The organism is Exiguobacterium sp. s193 (genome assembly GCF_018618755.1).
In the GTDB taxonomy this organism is placed as follows: Bacteria; Bacillota; Bacilli; order Exiguobacteriales; family Exiguobacteriaceae; genus Exiguobacterium_A.
Genome location: NZ_JACSMR010000001.1, coordinates 515,587 through 534,203, shown reverse-complemented (window position 1 = coordinate 534,203; position 18,617 = coordinate 515,587). Strand labels below are relative to the sequence as shown.

15 protein-coding genes are annotated in these 18,617 nt (G+C 48.7%); 14 read left to right on the top strand and 1 reads right to left on the bottom strand.

The window, feature by feature from the left end; all coding sequences use genetic code 11:
* The first annotated feature begins 165 nt into the window (after positions 1-165).
* From ftsE to KNQ04_RS02545, 8 genes are all read left to right on the top strand, one after another.
* Positions 166-852 (top strand): cell division ATP-binding protein FtsE, encoded by a 687-nt coding sequence (gene ftsE, locus KNQ04_RS02580; protein ID WP_214847063.1) that lies wholly within the window; start codon positions 166-168, stop codon positions 850-852.
* Positions 842-1,741, top strand: coding sequence for a permease-like cell division protein FtsX (gene ftsX, locus KNQ04_RS02575; protein WP_214847061.1), 900 nt, complete (start codon positions 842-844; stop codon positions 1,739-1,741). Before ftsE ends, ftsX begins: the two co-directional genes overlap by 11 nt.
* A gap of 33 nt (positions 1,742-1,774) precedes the next feature.
* Positions 1,775-3,136, top strand: coding sequence for a murein hydrolase activator EnvC family protein (locus KNQ04_RS02570; protein ID WP_214847059.1), 1,362 nt, complete (start codon positions 1,775-1,777; stop codon positions 3,134-3,136).
* Positions 3,137-3,234: 98 nt separating this feature from the next.
* Positions 3,235-4,653: a S41 family peptidase gene (locus KNQ04_RS02565; protein ID WP_214847058.1), complete on the top strand. Its 1,419-nt coding sequence runs from the start codon at positions 3,235-3,237 to the stop codon at positions 4,651-4,653.
* A 19-nt stretch (positions 4,654-4,672) separates the two neighbouring features.
* Positions 4,673-5,836 (top strand): PDZ domain-containing protein, encoded by a 1,164-nt coding sequence (locus tag KNQ04_RS02560; protein WP_214847056.1) that lies wholly within the window; start codon positions 4,673-4,675, stop codon positions 5,834-5,836.
* A gap of 1,058 nt (positions 5,837-6,894) precedes the next feature.
* Positions 6,895-8,862 carry an excinuclease ABC subunit UvrB gene (gene uvrB, locus KNQ04_RS02555; RefSeq protein WP_483299239.1) on the top strand — a complete coding sequence of 656 codons (1,968 nt, stop codon included), beginning with the start codon at positions 6,895-6,897 and terminating at the stop codon, positions 8,860-8,862.
* A 1-nt stretch (position 8,863) separates the two neighbouring features.
* Positions 8,864-11,719, top strand: coding sequence for an excinuclease ABC subunit UvrA (uvrA, locus tag KNQ04_RS02550; protein ID WP_214847054.1), 2,856 nt, complete (start codon positions 8,864-8,866; stop codon positions 11,717-11,719).
* A gap of 108 nt (positions 11,720-11,827) precedes the next feature.
* Complete coding sequence (locus KNQ04_RS02545) at positions 11,828-12,931, top strand: DUF4097 family beta strand repeat-containing protein (protein ID WP_214847053.1); 1,104 nt, start codon at positions 11,828-11,830, stop codon at positions 12,929-12,931.
* Between the two features lie 222 nt (positions 12,932-13,153).
* Here the strand turns inward: KNQ04_RS02545 and KNQ04_RS02540 are convergent, their stop codons facing one another.
* On the bottom strand, positions 13,154-13,546 hold the full coding sequence (locus tag KNQ04_RS02540) for an Asp23/Gls24 family envelope stress response protein (protein ID WP_214847052.1): 393 nt from the start codon (positions 13,544-13,546) through the stop codon (positions 13,154-13,156).
* Between the two features lie 124 nt (positions 13,547-13,670).
* Here KNQ04_RS02540 and hprK point away from each other — a divergent pair, with 124 nt between their 5' ends.
* From hprK to KNQ04_RS02510, 6 genes are all read left to right on the top strand, one after another.
* Entirely contained in the window at positions 13,671-14,606 is a 936-nt protein-coding gene (hprK, locus tag KNQ04_RS02535; RefSeq protein WP_029331373.1) for an HPr(Ser) kinase/phosphatase, read from the top strand.
* Entirely contained in the window at positions 14,606-15,439 is an 834-nt protein-coding gene (gene lgt / locus KNQ04_RS02530; RefSeq protein ID WP_214847051.1) for a prolipoprotein diacylglyceryl transferase, read from the top strand. The genes hprK and lgt overlap by 1 nt, the downstream gene beginning before the upstream one ends.
* A 4-nt stretch (positions 15,440-15,443) precedes the next feature.
* Positions 15,444-16,100, top strand: coding sequence for a pyrophosphatase PpaX (gene ppaX / locus KNQ04_RS02525; RefSeq protein ID WP_214847050.1), 657 nt, complete (start codon positions 15,444-15,446; stop codon positions 16,098-16,100).
* The gene (locus KNQ04_RS02520) at positions 16,084-16,566 is read left to right on the top strand and encodes an acyltransferase (protein WP_214847049.1); all 483 of its coding nucleotides are present in this window, start codon (positions 16,084-16,086) and stop codon (positions 16,564-16,566) included. Before ppaX ends, KNQ04_RS02520 begins: the two co-directional genes overlap by 17 nt.
* 29 nt (positions 16,567-16,595) lie before the next feature.
* Entirely contained in the window at positions 16,596-16,976 is a 381-nt protein-coding gene (kapB, locus tag KNQ04_RS02515) for a sporulation phosphorelay system protein KapB (protein ID WP_214847048.1), read from the top strand.
* Between the two features lie 98 nt (positions 16,977-17,074).
* Entirely contained in the window at positions 17,075-18,556 is a 1,482-nt protein-coding gene (locus tag KNQ04_RS02510) for a tetratricopeptide repeat protein (RefSeq protein ID WP_214847047.1), read from the top strand.
* Positions 18,557-18,617: the final 61 nt, after the last annotated feature.

Genomic DNA, 18,617 nt, shown 5'->3' with positions numbered 1-18,617 from the left:
CTGACACGACATGTGTTCGTCATTTTCTTGTTCTTTTTTTATGGAAATCAGTAGGAAATGACATTTGATTGTAATGTGGATTTTTTTCATGCCTGTTATAATTGGATTCGGTAGGTTTTGAGACCTAGCTGATCGCCTCAGTAATTAAGTAAGGATGTGAAGTACGTGATCAAGATGCAACAAGTCAGTAAAATATATCCGAACGGAGTCACTGCACTTCGTGAGGTCAATTTGACGATCAATCAAGGTGAGTTCGTCTATATCGTCGGTCCTTCTGGTGCCGGGAAATCAACATTCATGAAGATGATGTACCGCGAAGAGAAACCGACGAGCGGTTCATTTTTGTTTAAAGGAATCGAAGTCGGTAAGCTGAAAAACCGTCAGATTCCAGAACTCCGCCGTCAAATCGGCGTCATCTTCCAAGACTTTAAATTGCTCCCGTCGTTGACGGTTTATGAAAATGTGGCGTTTGCGCTTGAAGTAGTCGGAGACGACAAAGCGCAAATCCGGAAAAAAGTGAACGAGGTCCTCGATCTCGTTAAACTCAAACACAAAGCACGAAACTATCCTGATGAACTGTCGGGTGGGGAACAACAACGGATTTCGATTGCCCGTGCAATCGTCAACCGTCCGTCACTCGTCATCGCCGATGAGCCGACCGGAAACCTTGACCCGGATACGGCATGGGAAATCATGGAGGTCTTCGAAGAAATTTATCGCCGTGGGACAACGGTCGTAATGGCGACGCACAACCGGGATATCGTCAACAAAATGCGTCACCGCGTACTTGCGATCGACGATGGAAAAATCGTCCGTGACGAAGAGAAAGGAATGTACGGCTATGAAGTTTAATGGATTCCGTCATTTACGGGAAGGGTCGAAAGGTCTTGTCCGAAACGGCTGGATGACATTCGCCTCTGTCAGTGCCGTAACTGTGACATTATTACTCGTCGGGATTTTTGCGATGGTCATGTTTAACGTCAATAAAATTTCAGACAACGTCGAAAAAGACGTCGAGATTCAAGTGTTCGTCGAACGAGAAGCGGATCAAGCGAAAATCGATTCTGTCGGCTCGAAATTGGAACAGATGCCGGGTGTCGAATCGGTCCGGTACAGTTCAAAAGAAGATGAACTGAATCGTTTTAAAGAACAATTAGGGGAAGGATCGCAGGCGTACCAGTCAGTCGAGAAGGATAATCCCTTACACGACCGCTTCATCGTCAAAGCAACTTCACCAAATGAGACAGAAACTATTGCAAATACAGTCAAAAAAATGGAAAATATAGATAGCGTCGAATATGGCGAAGATTACGTCGAGAAAATGTTTAACTTCCTCGAAGGTGTCCGGATCGGTGGAATCATCTTGATTGTCGGTCTGACATTCATGGCGATGTTCCTCATCTCGAACACGATCAAAGTGACGATTTTCTCGCGTCGCCGGGAAATTGAGATCATGCGTCTCGTCGGGGCGAAAAACGGATTTATCCGGGCGCCATTCTTCGTCGAAGGTCTTTTGATGGGGATACTCGGAGCATTGATTCCAATCGCTGTCGTCTACTTTGGATATGAAGTGACGTACAATGCCCTTCAACCGCAACTGATTTCCTTGAACGCTTCCATCTTTAGTTTGATTCCACCAGGCGAATTGTCGGTACAAGTTTCCTTGATTTTACTCGCACTTGGTGCGTTCATCGGGGTTTGGGGATCAACGACATCACTCGGACGTTTCTTAAAAGTCTAACTGAAAACAAAATATAGAGGAGAGATGCTTCTCATGAAAGTTCGGTTCTGTTCAGCTGTGCTCAGCTTGGCCCTCGTTGGTTCAAGTATATCCGTTCATGCTTTGTCTAAAGAAGAATTGTTGCAGGAACAACAGGAGGTCGAATCCCGTCTGAAAGAGACGGAGCGATCACAGAATCAGACATCAGAGAAGTTAGTCTTGACGAAAAAAGAACGCCGCCTCGCACAGGCACGTTTGGATGAAGTCAGCAGCCGTTTGGATGATTTAGCGAGTGAAATTGCAGATCAACAAGCGGCTGTTGCTGCATCAAAAGAGGAGTTACGCTTAGTAGAAGAAGACATCAAGCAAACGTCGTCCGAGCTCCGGTCGCAAGAAGATTTACTTGGCGACCGGCTTCGTGCCGTCCAGCGTGACGGGGACATCAAGTACATCGAGGTGTTACTTGATTCAAAAGATTTTGGAGATTTAATTTCCCGGTTCAGTACTGTCAGTGAAATCATCAAGCAGGACGATGGTGTCTTAAACGCGTATAAAGCAAACGTGATGCAACTGACGGAACAACGTTCAAGTCAAGAACTTGTCCTCGGTCAACTCAAGAAAGACCAACGGAAATTGTTGATTCTTCAGACGCGGATCATCGCGGAGTCGGAATTAAGACGAAAGTTGGTCGTCCAGCTGAACGATGAAGTCAAACACTTGAAACAGGAACAATTTTCGAAAGCAGAAGAAGCACAAATCTTAGCCGATCAACAACGATTGATCAGTGACCAGTTGACGGAGCTCCGAGAAGCAGAACTGGCTGCGGAACGCGCGAAAGCGAAAGCCGTTGCCAAGGCGGAAGCGGAACGAGTCGCCCGGGAACAAGAGCAAGCACAGCAACGGGCAGAAGCGGAGGCTGAGGCGTCGGCGAATGAAGAAACGACACTCGCACCTCCGGCAACCGTTCCGCAACCGAATGATCCGGTACCGGCTGCTGACACGTCAAAACCATTCCAGTTGCCTGTTTCCGGATATGTTTCAAGTCCGTTTGGTCCCCGAAATAATCCGTTGACAGGAAAAGCGGAGATTCATACCGGGATTGACCTCGTCAATGCAAAAGGGACACCGATTCAGGCGGCGGCAGGTGGTATCGTTCTCCGGGCAGGCAGTGCGACCGGCTACGGGAATGTCGTCATGATTACCCATCTTATCGATGGACAAGTCTGGACGACGGTCTATGGACATCTCGATTCAGTATCCGTCAAGGCGGGCCAAACGGTCATGCCGGGAACGGTCGTCGGAAAGTTAGGGTCGACAGGGTGGTCGACCGGACCACACCTTCACTTTGAAATCCACCGTGGTGAGTGGGCTGTCGGACAGCCGAACGCGGTTGATCCAGCACCTTTCATCTTTTGAAAGTCGAATAGAGCGTTTAGCGAAAAGATAGGGTAACCTATCTTTTTTTGCTATACTGAAAAAAATAGCAGGTTTACACCGGAAACGAGGAATCAAGTGTGAAAAAATCTACAACGGCAGTCATAGCAGTGAGTACATTCGGACTTGGCTTAGGGGCGGGCGCAGTCGGGATGTTAGCGACAGGTGGAACGGATACAGGAACGACAAGTTCGTCAAACGCGACGGGTGACTGGAAAAAGGTCGATCAGGTCAGACAGATGATTTCACAGAATTATCTCGAGGATGTGACGGACCAACAGTTATTAGAAGGGGCACTCAGTGGGATGACGGAAGTGCTTGATGACCCGTATTCCGTCTATATGGATGAATCGGAAACCGCATCCTTCAATACGAACCTGTCGTCCTCGTTCGAAGGGATTGGTGCGACGCTTGAACAGAAGGGCGAAGCAATCGTCATCGTCTCTCCGATCAAAGGGGCGCCGGCTGAAAAAGCAGGAATCAAACCGGGGGACGTCATTTTAGAAATTGACGGGAAGTCGACGAAAGGTCAAAAAACCGATCAGGCAGTCAAAAAGATTCGCGGTGAAAAAGGGACGGAAGTCGTCTTGACGATTCAACGCAGCGGACAAGACCCAATGAAAATCACGATTGAGCGCGATACGATTCCAATTGAGACGGTCTATTCGGATACGGTCGAAGTGAAAGGGAAAACGATTGGTGTCCTGCAAGTGACGCAGTTCTCGGATCCGACGGCGGATGAATTTGAGAAGCAACTGGCGAAACTGGAAGAGAAAAACATCGATGGACTCGTCATCGACGTCCGGGGGAATCCGGGTGGTCTCTTGACCGCTGTCTCGAAGATGATTGCTCCGTTCATCCCGAAAGACACGCCGATTTTCCAGGTCGAAGATAATAAAGGTGACCGGACGCAGGAATTCGGGAAGGCAGAAGAGAAGAAACCGTATAACCTCGTTGTCTTAGAAGATAGCGGTTCCGCCTCAGCGTCAGAAATTTTGGCAGCCGGATTAAAAGAAGGCGCGGACGCAGAGGTCGTCGGGACAAAATCGTTCGGGAAAGGGATCGTCCAAAGTGCGTACGACTTAAAAGACGGCAGCGACTTGAAGTTGACGACGAACAAATGGCTGACACCGGACGGCAACTGGATCCATAAAAAGGGTGTTAAACCGACCGTCGAAGTGAAGCAACCGGCCTATTTCAACGTCACGAAAGTCTTGACGGACGATAAAGAGCTTGCTGTCGGCGACTATGGAAAACCGGTCGAAAACGCGCACCTCGTCCTTGAAGCCATTGGCTATGAGCCGAAAGGACAGGACGGCTATTACGGCGACACGATGAAAAAAGCAGTCGAACAACTGCAAGCAGACGCGAAGCTTGAGGTCACGGGTAAAATCGACCCGGTGACAGCGTCTGAGATGGAGACACGTCTCCTGAAGAAACTGGAAGATAAGAAAAACGATGTACAACGTATGAAAGCACTCGAAGTTGCGGCGCAATAAATCATAGAAAGAGGTCTGAATGGGCGTGGAATTATTCGATGGAATCGGTTGGACGGTGATTAGTTTTTTCGCTAATCCAATCTTGTGGTTAGCTATTTTAGTCAGTGTCGTAATTGGTATCCGTCGTGTCAGACGGGAGCGTAATTTATTCCGCTCGAAAGCACGTGGTCAACGAACCGATGTGTTGGAGACGTTCTTCCCGGGTCTTCTCGTTGGGATCGTTCTCTCTGCCATCAGCTTAAGTTTAGGCGTGACGTTGACGCCGTTGTTCATCGCGGCGTTCACACTGCTCGCCGCCGTGACATTAGTGATTGGGGTCGTCCGCTTTAATCTGCCGCTCTGGCCATTGACGGTGCTTGCGCTACTCGTGTGGTTCGTGACGGACGAGCGGGTGGACGGCGTGAAAGAAGTTAATGCAACGACGTTCCTCTTGCTTGCGACGCTCACGCTCGTCGCAGAACTCGTGCTCGTCACGTGGCGTGGACGGAAGAACTTATCGCCGTCACTCGTCCTGTCGAAACGGGGGCGCTTCATCGGCGGATTGTCAGCGAACAAGCTTTGGTTAATCCCGTTGCTCGTCATCGTTCCGGGGAGCAGCCTCGAAGAATGGTTTCCGCGGTTCGCTTTCCCGGAATACGTTCCGCTCGTTCTGTTCTTCCCGCTTGGCTTTAGTTTTCTCTTCACGGGTAAACTACCGGCTGAGTTGATGCGTCCGATCGTCCAGAGTCGGATCATTACGTTACTCCTCGCCGTATTGTTGACGCTCGGCGCCTATGTAACGGGGCGTGAAGAATGGTTATACGGACTCCCGGTGCTATTGCTTCTGCATATCGTCTTGCACCAGCGGGTCAAACGATTGAACCGTTCACAGACGCCGATCTTCCTGAACGGGAAACGTGGCGTCGTCATCCTTGGTACGTTCCCGGGATTGCCGGCGTCAGAAATGGGGCTCGTTCCCGGAGAGGCGATCTATAAGGTCAACGGTGATTTCGTTGATTCAGAAGTCAGTTTCTATGAAGCGATTCAGCGGCACAAACCATACTTACGTCTTGAGGTGATGAACCATAACGGGGACGTCCGGTTTGCGCAACGTGCCTTTTATGAACAAGATCATCATGAACTCGGCATCATGTTCGTCAGTGAGCCGGGAAATCGCCGGACGAAAATCCGGACATTGCAATAAACAGACACCCTCTATCACATCCGTGGTAGGGGGGGATAGCGTATAAGGGGCAGTGGATGGAGCAATACAAGCGTCTTCATTTTTCGTTGCTTTCCTCGGGCGAGGCGCAAGCCGTTGCTCCTTGATCCTCACGGACAATGAGCAGGGTCTTGCCTGCCTCTGAACGTGCGTTAAAAACGCACTTTTCCCCGTAGGAGTCAACGAAATGTGACGCTTTTTAGGTAAACGTCGTGACGCAAAGCCGGGATGGCAGACGGTTTAGGGCGCAATCCGTCTCGAATCGCTTAGAACCGCGAAAAACAATCGGTCGCGACCCTGCAGCTTTGTTGTAGCGGCGCGGAAGATTACCGCTTAGAAGACGAGGCGAGACAAACGGATTGTCTCTCGTTATCGCATGTTCACGCTTCATAAGAGTTTGTCTACACGCTGCAACCCCTATCACCTTTGTGATAGGGTTTTTTTTATGTATAGATGACGACATTGTATGGAGTAATACAAGCGTCTTCGTTTTTCGTTGCTTTCCTCGGGCGAGGCGCAAGCCGTTGCTCCTTGATCCTCACGGACAATGAGCAGGGTCTTGCCTGCCTCTGAACGTGCGTTAAAAACGCACTTTTTCCCGTAGGAGTCAACGAAATGTGACGCTTTTTAGGTAACGTCGTGACGCAAATCCGGGATGGCAGACGGTTTAGAGCGCAATCCGTCTCCAATCGTTTTAAAGACGAGGCGAGACAGGGAAGCGCGAACTAATCGCATCTCGATATAGAAAGTTCGTTTTTCATAAGAGATTATCTACAGTCTAGCCCTATTACATCCGTGATAGGGGTTGTTAGCAAATGTGAGGCATCAGATGGAGCAACCCAAACGTTTTTTTCTTTGTTCATCCCGTCAGTGTTATGTCTTGAGGCATCCCTCAATTTTCGGAAGGAATCCGTACTAAGACTTTTTCTTTTTCCGAAAAACGGGTAACTTCCTAGAAGGAGCACTTCATAATCGAATGTTTGTTCGTAAAGTGATACAATAGAGATAGATTTTTAAACGTGATGAGGGGGAAGTTAACGATGGATTTTGAGTTAGTGTCACCATTTGAACCGGGCGGTGACCAGCCGACCGCGATTCAGCAATTGATTGCTGGCGTCAAGAACGGAGAGCGACACCAGACGTTGCTCGGGGCAACCGGAACCGGAAAAACGTTCACCGTTTCGAACGTCATCAAGGAGATAAAAAAACCGACGCTCGTGCTTGCGCATAACAAGACGCTTGCGGGACAACTGTATTCAGAGTTCAAGGAATTCTTCCCGAACAATGCCGTCGAATACTTCGTCAGTTTCTATGATTACTACCAACCGGAAGCGTACGTTCCGTCGACGGATACGTTTATCGAAAAAGACTCGTCCATCAACGATGAAATCGATAAACTCCGTCACTCGGCGACGTCTGCTTTATTTGAGCGGGATGACGTCTTGATCGTTGCCTCCGTATCCTGTATCTACGGTCTCGGTAACCCGGAAGAATACAACAATCATGTCTTGTCCCTTCGTGTCGGGAATGAGATGGGGCGTAACGAGATGCTCCGTCGATTGATTGACATTCAATATGAACGTAATGATATCGACTTCCAGCGCGGACGTTTTCGTGTCCGGGGTGACGTCGTTGAGATTTTCCCGGCGTCACGAGACGAGCAGTGTGTCCGCGTCGAGTTTTTCGGTGACGAAATCGAACGGATTCGTGATATGGACCCATTGACGGGTGAAATCATCGCCGACCGTGAGCATATTTCAATCTTCCCGGCATCCCACTTCGTGACGGGGGACAAACGTCTTCAAAAAGCGATTGCAAACATTGAAGTCGAGCTTGAAACACAACTCGCGAAGATGCGTGAAGACAACATGTTACTCGAAGCCCAACGCCTCGAGCAACGGACGAACTATGACCTCGAGATGATGCGCGAAATGGGTTATTGCTCAGGGATTGAAAACTATTCCCGTCATTTAAACTTGATGCCGGAAGGATCGACACCCTATACGCTGATCGATTACTTCCCGAAGGACTTCTTGCTTGTCGCGGATGAGTCTCACGTTACATTGCCGCAAATCCGCGGAATGTACAACGGGGACCAAGCGCGGAAACAAGTGCTCGTCGATCATGGATTCCGTCTGCCTTCAGCAAAAGATAACCGGCCGCTTCGTTTTGAAGAGTTCGAGGAGAAGGTCAGTCAGGCGATTTATATTTCAGCGACACCAGGACCGTATGAGATGGAGCACTCAAAAGAGATGGTCGAACAAATCATCCGTCCGACGGGACTCGTTGACCCGACAATCGAGATTCATCCGATCACGGGACAAATCGATTACTTGATGGACAACATCCGGGAGCGTGTCGCCAAAAACGAACGGGTGCTTGTGACGACACTGACGAAAAAAATGTCGGAAGACTTGACGGATTATTTGAAAGAGCATGGTGTTAAAGTCAACTACATGCACTCGGAAATCAAGACGCTTGAACGGATCGAAATCATTCGTGATCTGCGGCTTGGGAAGTATGACGTCCTCGTCGGAATCAACTTACTTCGTGAAGGACTTGATATTCCAGAAGTATCACTCGTGACGATTCTCGATGCAGATAAAGAAGGGTTCTTGCGTTCGGAGCGATCGTTGATCCAGACGATTGGTCGGGCTGCCCGGAACTCGGAAGGACACGTTGTCTTGTTTGCGGATAAAATCACGGATTCGATGCAACGGGCGATGGATGAGACGGAACGTCGGCGAAACATTCAGCTCGCGTTCAATAAAGAACATGGCATCACGCCGAAAACGATTCAAAAAGATGTCCGTGGTGTCATCAGTACGACGATTGAAAGTGATGATACGGTCGAAAAACTTGAGAAGTTCAACAAATTGAAAAAACCGGAGCGGGAAACGTTACTCGAACAGTTGGATCAAGAGATGCGACAAGCAGCGAAAGACATGCAGTTCGAGCGAGCGGCAGAGCTTCGCGATCTTATATTAGAATTGAAAGCAGGTGCCTAAGTTGGGAGACAAGAAAAACAAGATTATCATCAAGGGCGCTCGCGTCAATAACCTTCAAAACATCGATGTCGAAATTCCACGCGATCAGCTCGTCGTCTTGACGGGCTTATCGGGCTCCGGGAAATCGTCACTCGCGTTCGATACGATTTATGCGGAAGGCCAACGACGGTATGTCGAAAGTCTCTCTGCCTATGCGCGTCAATTCCTCGGTCAGATGGACAAACCAGACGTCGACGTGATTGAAGGACTCAGTCCTGCGATTTCGATTGACCAAAAAACGACGAGTAAAAACCCGCGTTCGACGGTCGGGACAGTGACGGAGATTTATGATTATTTGCGGTTGCTCTATGCACGGATCGGCAAACCGATCTGTCCGAATCATGGCATCGAAATCTCGAGTCAAACGATCAGTCAGATGGTCGACCAGGTGATGGAACTACCGGAACGGTCACGCCTGCAAATTTTAGCGCCAATCGTCTCCGGTCGAAAAGGGGCACATGTTAAAGTCTTCGAGGACTTAAAAAAAGAAGGGTTCGTCCGTGTCCGCGTCAACGGGGAAACGATTGATTTGACGGATGACATCGAACTCGAAAAAAACAAGAAACATTCGATTGAAGTCGTCGTCGACCGTGTCGTCGTTCGTCCAGACGTCGAATCACGGCTTGCTGATTCGCTTGAGACGGCACTTCGACTCGCAGATGGTCGTGTCATCGTCGATACGATGGATGGCAATGAGTTACTTTTCAGTGAGCACCATGCTTGTCCGATTTGTGGATTCTCAATCGGCGAGCTCGAACCACGGATGTTCTCGTTCAACTCGCCGTTCGGTGCCTGTACGTCGTGTGACGGACTTGGGACTAAGCTTGAGGTCGATGCCGACCTCGTTGTGCCACATCCGGATAAGACGCTCAACGAAGGAGCGATCGTCGCCTGGGAACCAACGAGTTCACAATATTATCCGCAGTTGCTCAAAGCGGTCTGTGAACACTTTACGATCGATATGGATACACCGTTCGATCAGTTGCCTGAGGAACAGCGTGACATCATCTTAAACGGAAGTTCAAAAGAAGAAATTCACTTCCGCTATGAAAATGATTTCGGGATGGTCCGGAACACGGACTTGTTCTTTGAAGGGGTCTTAAATAACCTACAACGCCGTTTCAAAGAGACGTCATCCGATTACATTCGCGAACAGATGGAAGGATACATGGCGAAAAAAGCATGTCCAACTTGTAAGGGACACCGTCTGAAACGTGAATCACTTGCTGTTAAAGTATCTGGCATCCATATCGGAGAAGTGACGAAGATGTCGGTCAAACAAGCGGTCGTTTGGTTTGAAGAATTGCCTGAAAAGCTGTCGGAAAAAGACCAAACGATTTCCCGGATGATCGTCCGAGAGATTCACGAACGGTCCTCATTCCTCGAAAACGTTGGTCTCGACTATTTGACGATTTCGCGTGCGGCCGGGACATTATCTGGTGGAGAAGCACAACGGATTCGTCTCGCAACACAAATCGGTTCCCGCTTAACGGGTGTCCTGTACGTTCTCGACGAACCGTCGATCGGCTTACATCAACGTGATAACGACCGTTTGATCAGTACGCTGAAAACGATGCGCGATCTCGGGAATACGTTAATCGTCGTCGAACATGATGAAGATACGATGATGGCAGCTGATTATTTAATCGATATCGGACCAGGAGCCGGTGACCATGGTGGTTTCGTCACGGCAGCGGGGCGTCCGGAAGAATTGATGAATGACGCCAATTCATTGACGGGACAATACCTGTCCGGGAAAAAATTCATTCCTGTGCCGACTGAACGGAAACAACCGGACGGTCGGGCGTTACGGATCAAGAAAGCATCTGAAAACAACTTGAAAAACGTCGACGTCGACATTCCGCTCGGTTTGTTCGTTGCTGTGACAGGGGTATCTGGATCGGGGAAATCGACTTTAATCAATGAAATTCTCTACAAGACGATTGCCCACGAAATGAACCGAGCGAAAGAAAAGCCGGGTGCCCATAAAGGGATTACGGGACTTGACCAAATCGATAAAGTGATTGATATTGATCAGTCACCGATCGGTCGGACACCACGTTCGAACCCGGCGACCTATACCGGTGTCTTTGATGACATTCGTGACGTGTTTGCTTCGACGAACGAAGCGAAACTCCGTGGTTATAAAAAAGGACGTTTCAGCTTCAATATCAAAGGTGGCCGGTGTGAAGCATGCCGCGGGGACGGAATCATCAAAATCGAGATGCACTTCTTACCGGACGTCTATGTGCCGTGTGAAGTCTGTCACGGGAAACGGTATAACCGCGAGACACTCGAAGTGAAATATAAAGGCAAAACGATTTCTGACGTGCTTGAGATGACGGTCGAGGATGCGCTCGTCTTCTTCGAAAAAATTCCTAAAATCAGTCGGAAACTTCAAACGATTGCCGACGTCGGCTTGACGTACATGCGTCTCGGACAACCGGCGACGGAACTATCCGGTGGGGAAGCCCAACGTGTCAAACTCGCGTCGGAACTCCATAAGCGGTCGACGGGGAAAACGATTTATATTCTTGATGAACCGACGACGGGGCTTCATGTCCACGATATCGCCCGGCTCTTAAAAGTCTTGCAACGCCTCGTCGACAACGGCGACACAGTTCTCGTCATCGAGCATAATCTTGATGTCATCAAAACGGCAGACTACTTGATTGATCTTGGTCCAGAAGGTGGCGATGGGGGCGGAGTGATCGTCGCGACCGGAACACCGGAAGAGATCGCGCGCGTCAAGGAATCCTACACGGGTCACTACTTGGCACCTGTTTTAGAACGTGACGCTGCCCGGATCGAATCATGAAACTTTTTTGAGTGAGGATTCGTAAAAGGGAAGTAAGGGAAGTAGAACGAAAGAGTGAGTAAGTTTTCCTGTGTCACCATGTGTTCAGAAAATAGGAGGGGAATGTTCATGAAACAAGATATGCGCCAATTGATACTTGAACAAGTAAAAGAAGGAAAGTTGACGATTGACGAGGCACTCGATAAGCTCGAACGTCTCGAAGCCATCGATCAACGCCCGACGACTGCAAGTGATCATAAGTATGTCGATGAGCCCGAACAATATGACCGCGTCGATCATTATACCGTCGACTCACTGACGTCAAAAGTGATGTCTGCCTTTGACGGTCTCGTTAACCGGATTAAAGAGAGCGATCTTTCGTTCAATCAGACGTCCGGTCCGAATGTCACGTATGTCAAACAGTTCCCATTCAGTGGTGAGACGATTCATCTGGATTTATTTAATGCCAATGCCATCGTCGAACCAAGTGATTTAGAAGAGTGTGAATTGACGGTGACGGGTCGCCCGCTTCGCCAAGTCAATGAGGAGCAGGCGCTCGAACAACTGCAGGCGTCACTCCAACACTCTGTCTCCGCGAACACACTATCGATTCGTTTGAAAGACAAACGCGTCCGTGCGACGCTCCATTTGAAAGTCCCGCGTCGCCATTATGAGTCGTTCGTCTTACAGACGTTGAACGGCGAGATTACGTTATCGTCGCTTGATGCGACGAGTGTTCAACTGATGACAGCGAATGGTCGGATTCATGTCCGTGACCTGTACAGTGAAGACCTCAAAGCCTCGACGGCGAATGGCTCGATTGAAGTGGAAGAATCAGAAGTCAAACTGTTAAAAGCGAAAACGGCGAATGGTCAAATCATAACTAACGGTGTTTTCGAACGTTCAGAGCTGAAGACGGCAAACGGAAACGTCCGTTGTGAACTAAAAACAGCGCATGATGCGAAGATTCAAGCTTCATCGCTTGCCGGAAGCATTGCCTTGATGTTGCCGCATGGCGCTGAAGTGTATGGCGAGCTTGAAACGAACTTTGGTGGGTTGAACTGCAACCTTGATGAGATGGAAGTGATTCGCGATCAAAAAGATGTCGTGAACCGTAAACTGCATTTCATCTCGGGTCGTGACCGCACGCCGAAGATTGAAGTCGAAGCGGAAACGAAGACAGGGACGATTTCTGTGACACATGGTGTCCACCTGAGTCCGCAAGCGTTCTAAACTCCGCATTTAAAAAGACCAAAGAAGGGATTGCCCATCGACTTTAGATGGCAATCCCTTCTTTTTGTAGGCAAACCTATGTCCCTTTGTGCATATGCTGGTTAATCACTTTGGAAACTTTTCGCCCGAGGAAAGCAACGAAAAAAAGACGCTTCTATTGCCACCATTACACGCTAAAATCCCGTCTGCCTCTTCAGTGAGAGGCAGACGGGATTTTTTGAATCAATAGTTATAGTCTTCATCCATCATCGGTTCGTCCCAATTCATCTGATCAAAGTTATTCATGTCATAACCGAATGAAATGAACGTGATGATGGCGATGATTGCTAGGACGATGGAAGCAATGATTAAGCCGATTCCCATCCAACTTTTGCTGCGCGCCCGGTTCCAATAAAAGACGATTGCGAGAATGAGTGAAATAAATGGACCACTTAGCACGATTCCGACCAGTGAGATGATGAAAAATAAGAGCGATGTCTGATTTTGATCACGCGAATAAGCCTTCCACATGTCAATCAACGAGATGATGATATAGACAAGACCGAGGATGGCGACAATCGCAACTAAAATCATGATAATGATTAAGCCGATGCCACTACCTGACATATTCATCATAAAAAAACCTCCTTTGTTTTATTCTTAACTGTATTCTTTCCCCAAGTTACTCCCCTTCTAATCGAATTCATTGATTTTAACAAAAATATGGTACAATACTTCAAGTGAAAGGGGCTGATTGAGCGTGCAAGCAAAAGTGCGAACAGCTGAAATCGTAAAGCAATTCAATTTAAAAATTGTCACCGGAGAAGAAGGACTACATCGTCCAATTTTGACGGCTGATCTCTGTCGACCAGGCCTCGTCCTCGCTGGTTATTATGCGTATTATCCAGCAGAACGTCTGCAAGTCCTCGGGAAAACAGAATTGACGTTTTTCAACAACCTGACGTATGAGGAACAGCTCGAACGGGCAAATGTCCTCTGTACAGATGAAACACCAGGGATTTTAGTGACGCGCGGGTTTGAAGTACCGGAAGCAATCATCAAAGCAGCTGACGAAACGAACGTACCGCTCTTGACGACGAAGGGACATACGACATCGGTCGAATCTCAAATCACGAACTTCCTCGAAGCGGAACTCGCACCGACGACGGCGATGCATGGTGTCCTCGTCGACATTTATGGCGTCGGCGTCTTCATCAAAGGGGCCAGTGGCGTCGGTAAATCCGAGACGGCACTCGAACTCGTCAAACGCGGACACCGCCTTGTTGCGGATGACTCCGTTGAAATTCGTCAGACCGGAGACGGTATTCTAGTCGGGACGGCTCCGAAGTTGATCCAACACCTCCTTGAGATTCGAGGAATCGGCATCATCGACGTCATGACATTGTTCGGTGCAGGTGCCGTACGGTCGCATAAAAAAATCAGCCTCGTCTGTAATCTTGAAATTTGGGATCAAACGAAAGTCTATGACCGGGTCGGGCTCGACCAGGAGACGTTACAAATCATCGATACGGAAATTCCGTTTTTGACGATTCCGGTTCGTCCCGGGCGTAACCTCGCCGTCATCATCGAAGTCGCGGCGATGAATTATCGCCTGAAAAATATGGGCATCAACACAGCAGAAGAATTCGCCGGACGTCTCGCGCAAGCGATTGAAGACGGGAATGGTGGTCTATGATGGGGACACTTGCAACGGTACAACCGACATTCGATCGGGTCGCGATTGAACTCGGTCCGATTCCAATCTATTGGTATGGTGTCGTCATCGCCTTAGGCGCGATCGTCGGATTGATGATCGCCATCTTCGAATCGAAGCGGATTGGGTTCAACGAAGAATATGCGGTCGATGTCGTCATCTGGTCGATTCCGATCAGCATCATCTGTGCCCGGATCTATTATGTTGCCTTCGAATGGCAATACTATGGACAACACCTCGATCAAATCATCAACATCCGCCAAGGCGGAATTGCGATTCACGGTGCCATCATCGGTGCGATTTTGACGGTCATCATCTATACGCGTAAGAAAAAGATTTCGTTTTGGCAAATTGCCGATATCTTGGCACCATCACTTTTGTTCGGTCAAGCGGTCGGACGCTGGGGGAACTTCTTTAACCAAGAGGCGCATGGTGGCGAAACGACGTGGACGTTCTTGCAAGATACGTTGCACTTACCGAACTGGATCGTCAACCAAATGTATATCGACGGTGTTTATTATGTACCGACGTTCCTCTATGAAAGTGTTTGGAACATCATCGGTGTCATCTTGTTGATTGTCTGGCGGATGAAGTTCAATCCACGCCGTGGTTATGTCTTCCTCGGCTATCTCGTCTGGTATTCGATCGGACGTTGCTACATCGAGGGATTACGGACAGATAGCTTAATGATGGGTGACGGACTACGGACGGCACAAATCGTTTCGATTTGTTTGATCATCTTCGGTCTTGTCATGATGGTCGTCCGGAAAAATGCCGTCCGCTACTTGGATGGAACAACACGGGAGGCGAATTGATCCGATGATTAACACGATTTTATTTGATTTAGATGGTACGTTGATCGATACGAATCCGTTGATTCTGAAAAGCTTTGAACATACACTCGATTACTACTATCCGGAGCGGACGTTTACGGAGGCAGAATTGCTTCCGTTCATCGGTCCGACGCTTGAAAAATCATTTTCTGAACTCAATGCCGAACAGTGGAAAGAAATGGTCGCCTTTTACCGCAGCTATAACATTGCGATGCATGATGCACTCGTTCTTGAATACCCGGGTGTCCTCGACGGTTTACGCCGCTTGAAGGAGCAGGGGTACAAGATGGCGATCGTGACATCAAAAAGTCGTCGCGTCGCGTTAAAAGGGATTGAACTATTTGGACTGACGTCACTGTTTGAGACAATCATCGCAGCAGACGACGTGACGGAAGAAAAACCAGCCGTCGAACCGTTTGAAAAAGCGATGGCGCTTCTCGGGTCGACGACCGACGAAACAATCATGGTCGGAGACAATGACACGGATATCCATGGCGGAAAAAATGCGGGCTTAAAAACCGTCGCGGTCGGTTGGGCCATCAAAGGTCGTCCGTATCTTGAAGCACTGGAACCAGATGTCATCATCGATTCGATGGACCACTTGAGTGACTGGATTGAGGCGCAAAATGGCACGGCGGACTGATCGCTATCAGGTCGGGACAACAAATCCGCTATGGCACATGTACCGGACGGTCTCGTTCTTGAAAGTCATGTGGTGTTTCAGCATCATTACGATCGGACGGTTTTCACCGTCGCTCCGCTTCAAAAATGGCTTGTACCGGACGTGTCTCCGAATGAAGATTGGCGACCGGACGGCACTTGCCTTGATGGTGATGCCGGACACGATGTTTCCGGAACGGATTTCAATCGGTTCGAATACGATCATCGGCTTTAATACGACGATTCTCTGTCATGAATATTTGACGACGGAGTACCGGATTGGCAACGTGACGATTGGTAGTGATGTGTTGATTGGCGCGAACGTCACGATTTTACCAGGCGTGACGATCGGAGATGGTGCCGTCATCGGTGCCGGGTCCATCGTTCACCGGGATATCCTACCGAACGAACGGGTCTCGAGCCAGCCGCTCCGGCGCCATGAAATGTGACGAAACTGTGAGAAGGAGGTAGACACGCGATGAATTATATTCGCTTTACGTATAAGACCGGAAAGTATTTCGGAAGATTATTCGCAGAACGTCCGCAAGGGCTCGTCGTCGAAGTACTCGCCGTCGAGAAACATCCGACGCAAGGCGACTTGCATCAACCGAACCAAGTCAACGTTCCACTCTTTCATATCCGTACAGCCTTACATCAACACGAAAAGATCACGGTTTCCCCAAGTGTCGTCTATGACTATGATGGCGAGATTCCATCGTATCCGGATAGCTTACGTCAAGCATTCGAAAAAGATGTTGAACGTCTGCAAAACAAGAATCCGCAAGAAGATGCTTTTGTACGAAAATGCTTAGAGAACTATAAGGAACTCGAAACCATTTATGCAAAACGCTGGGCGTAAACCCCGGCGTTTTTTTCTGTTGCAACGCTATCCGAGATAGGTTATTCTTGTTTCTGCAACTACGAAACCAGATTTAAATTATGGGGGCTTGAATCACTATGGAATTAACCGAATACAAAGCAGACCCCTTTGCGATTACAACGCGCCAAGCGGAGCTTTTTTATTTCCGCGGACGGAAGGCGCACCGGGAAGGGAGACTCGAAGAGGCGGTCTATCATCTCGATGAAGCGACGACGCTTCAGCCGGAGGATGTCCGTTACTTGTTACGTTACGCACGGGTCCTGTTTGAAACAGGCGAAATCAATCATGCGAACGACGTGTTGAAACGTGTCCGGACACTCGATGAGTCAAATACCGAATCACTGTTTTATTTAGCAAACAATTACGCGCATGTGTCTTTATATGAAGAAGCGAAAGCATATGCGCTTGAATATCTCAAGTATGCACCGGCAGGAAAACACGCAGAGGCATCGGCCGCACTCGTGGAATTGATTGATCTCGAACAAGAGATGGAAGATGACGATGAGGACGAATTGATTCGTCTCCACGCACAAGCGCAACGTCAAATCGATAAAGGCATGTTGTTTGCGGCACAAGAAACACTCGAGTCGTTGATTGCGACGTATCCGACATTTTGGCCAGCATACAATAATTTAGCAATCGTTGAATTTTATCTCGGCGAAAATGACCGGGCCTTTCTGTCACTTGAACGTGTTTTAGAAGGAAATCCAGGAAATCTCCATGCGCTTTGTAATACGCTCGTTCTCTTACATGAGATGGGGCAGGATGAAGAGGCGCACCGCTTGTCACGGAAGCTCGAACACGTTCGTTCCGTTAATCTGGAGACACGTTATAAAGTCGCATCGACGCTTGCGATCATCGGTCGACATGATATAGCGTATGAAGAACTGAAACTGCTTGAACGCCGTGGATACCGTGGCGATCCGTTATTTGGACACTGGTTGTCGATTTCAGCGTTCAAGACAGGGCATGTCGAAGAAGCAACGGCTTTCTTACAATCAAATGAAGCAGCAAGTATGCGTGAGGAACGAGAAGCATATGACATCCGTCATAACTTGCAGTTTCGTTCCGCGTTGATTCAAGCATTGAAGACGGAAGATGATGTCTCACGGATTTTCACGGCACTGCTGCTCGGAAAATTAAATGATGAAGAAGCACGACTGGCACTCTCGATGATGCCGGAAGTGACGGATCACGAAGACGTCCTGCAGTTGACTGAACAAATTGTTCATGAAATGAACGGACGGAGTGATGTCGTCGACGCGCGGATTGATCGTGCGTTACAAACGATTCGTCTCGCAGAACACTACGTCTCCGATGAAGAACGAATGAGCCTTGAAGGTGATTTCTACGAACGGTTTGCGCGACTCGTCCTGAGTGGTGAGACGTTTGATTCGGTCGAAGGTTCGGCAGCAGCCTTGATTCACTTGTTCCATGAGTTACGGGAAGGCATCTTGATTGAAGAATGTGCAGAGTTGGTCGGAGTTTCCTTTGATGAAGTGGCAATGACAATCCGTGCCTTCAAGCAACAGCTGACACCTGCTCGGGCAAAATGTTAGACGTTTGTCTAGTTCTAACCTATACTCAAACTACAATGAAACTTACAGATGGGGTGGAAAC

What these genes read in the sequence shown, in the direction of transcription:
- ftsX (WP_214847061.1), top strand. Translation starts at nt 842, where the DNA reads ATGAAGTTTAATGGATTCCGTCATTTACGGGAAGGGTCGAAAGGTCTT.
- KNQ04_RS02570 (WP_214847059.1), top strand. Translation starts at nt 1,775, where the DNA reads ATGAAAGTTCGGTTCTGTTCAGCTGTGCTCAGCTTGGCCCTCGTTGGT.
- KNQ04_RS02560 (WP_214847056.1), top strand. Translation starts at nt 4,673, where the DNA reads ATGGGCGTGGAATTATTCGATGGAATCGGTTGGACGGTGATTAGTTTT.
- uvrB (WP_483299239.1), top strand. Translation starts at nt 6,895, where the DNA reads ATGGATTTTGAGTTAGTGTCACCATTTGAACCGGGCGGTGACCAGCCG.
- KNQ04_RS02545 (WP_214847053.1), top strand. Translation starts at nt 11,828, where the DNA reads ATGAAACAAGATATGCGCCAATTGATACTTGAACAAGTAAAAGAAGGA.
- KNQ04_RS02540 (WP_214847052.1), bottom strand. Translation starts at nt 13,546, where the DNA reads ATGATGAATATGTCAGGTAGTGGCATCGGCTTAATCATTATCATGATT.
- lgt (WP_214847051.1), top strand. Translation starts at nt 14,606, where the DNA reads ATGGGGACACTTGCAACGGTACAACCGACATTCGATCGGGTCGCGATT.
- ppaX (WP_214847050.1), top strand. Translation starts at nt 15,444, where the DNA reads ATGATTAACACGATTTTATTTGATTTAGATGGTACGTTGATCGATACG.
- KNQ04_RS02520 (WP_214847049.1), top strand. Translation starts at nt 16,084, where the DNA reads ATGGCACGGCGGACTGATCGCTATCAGGTCGGGACAACAAATCCGCTA.
- kapB (WP_214847048.1), top strand. Translation starts at nt 16,596, where the DNA reads ATGAATTATATTCGCTTTACGTATAAGACCGGAAAGTATTTCGGAAGA.
- KNQ04_RS02510 (WP_214847047.1), top strand. Translation starts at nt 17,075, where the DNA reads ATGGAATTAACCGAATACAAAGCAGACCCCTTTGCGATTACAACGCGC.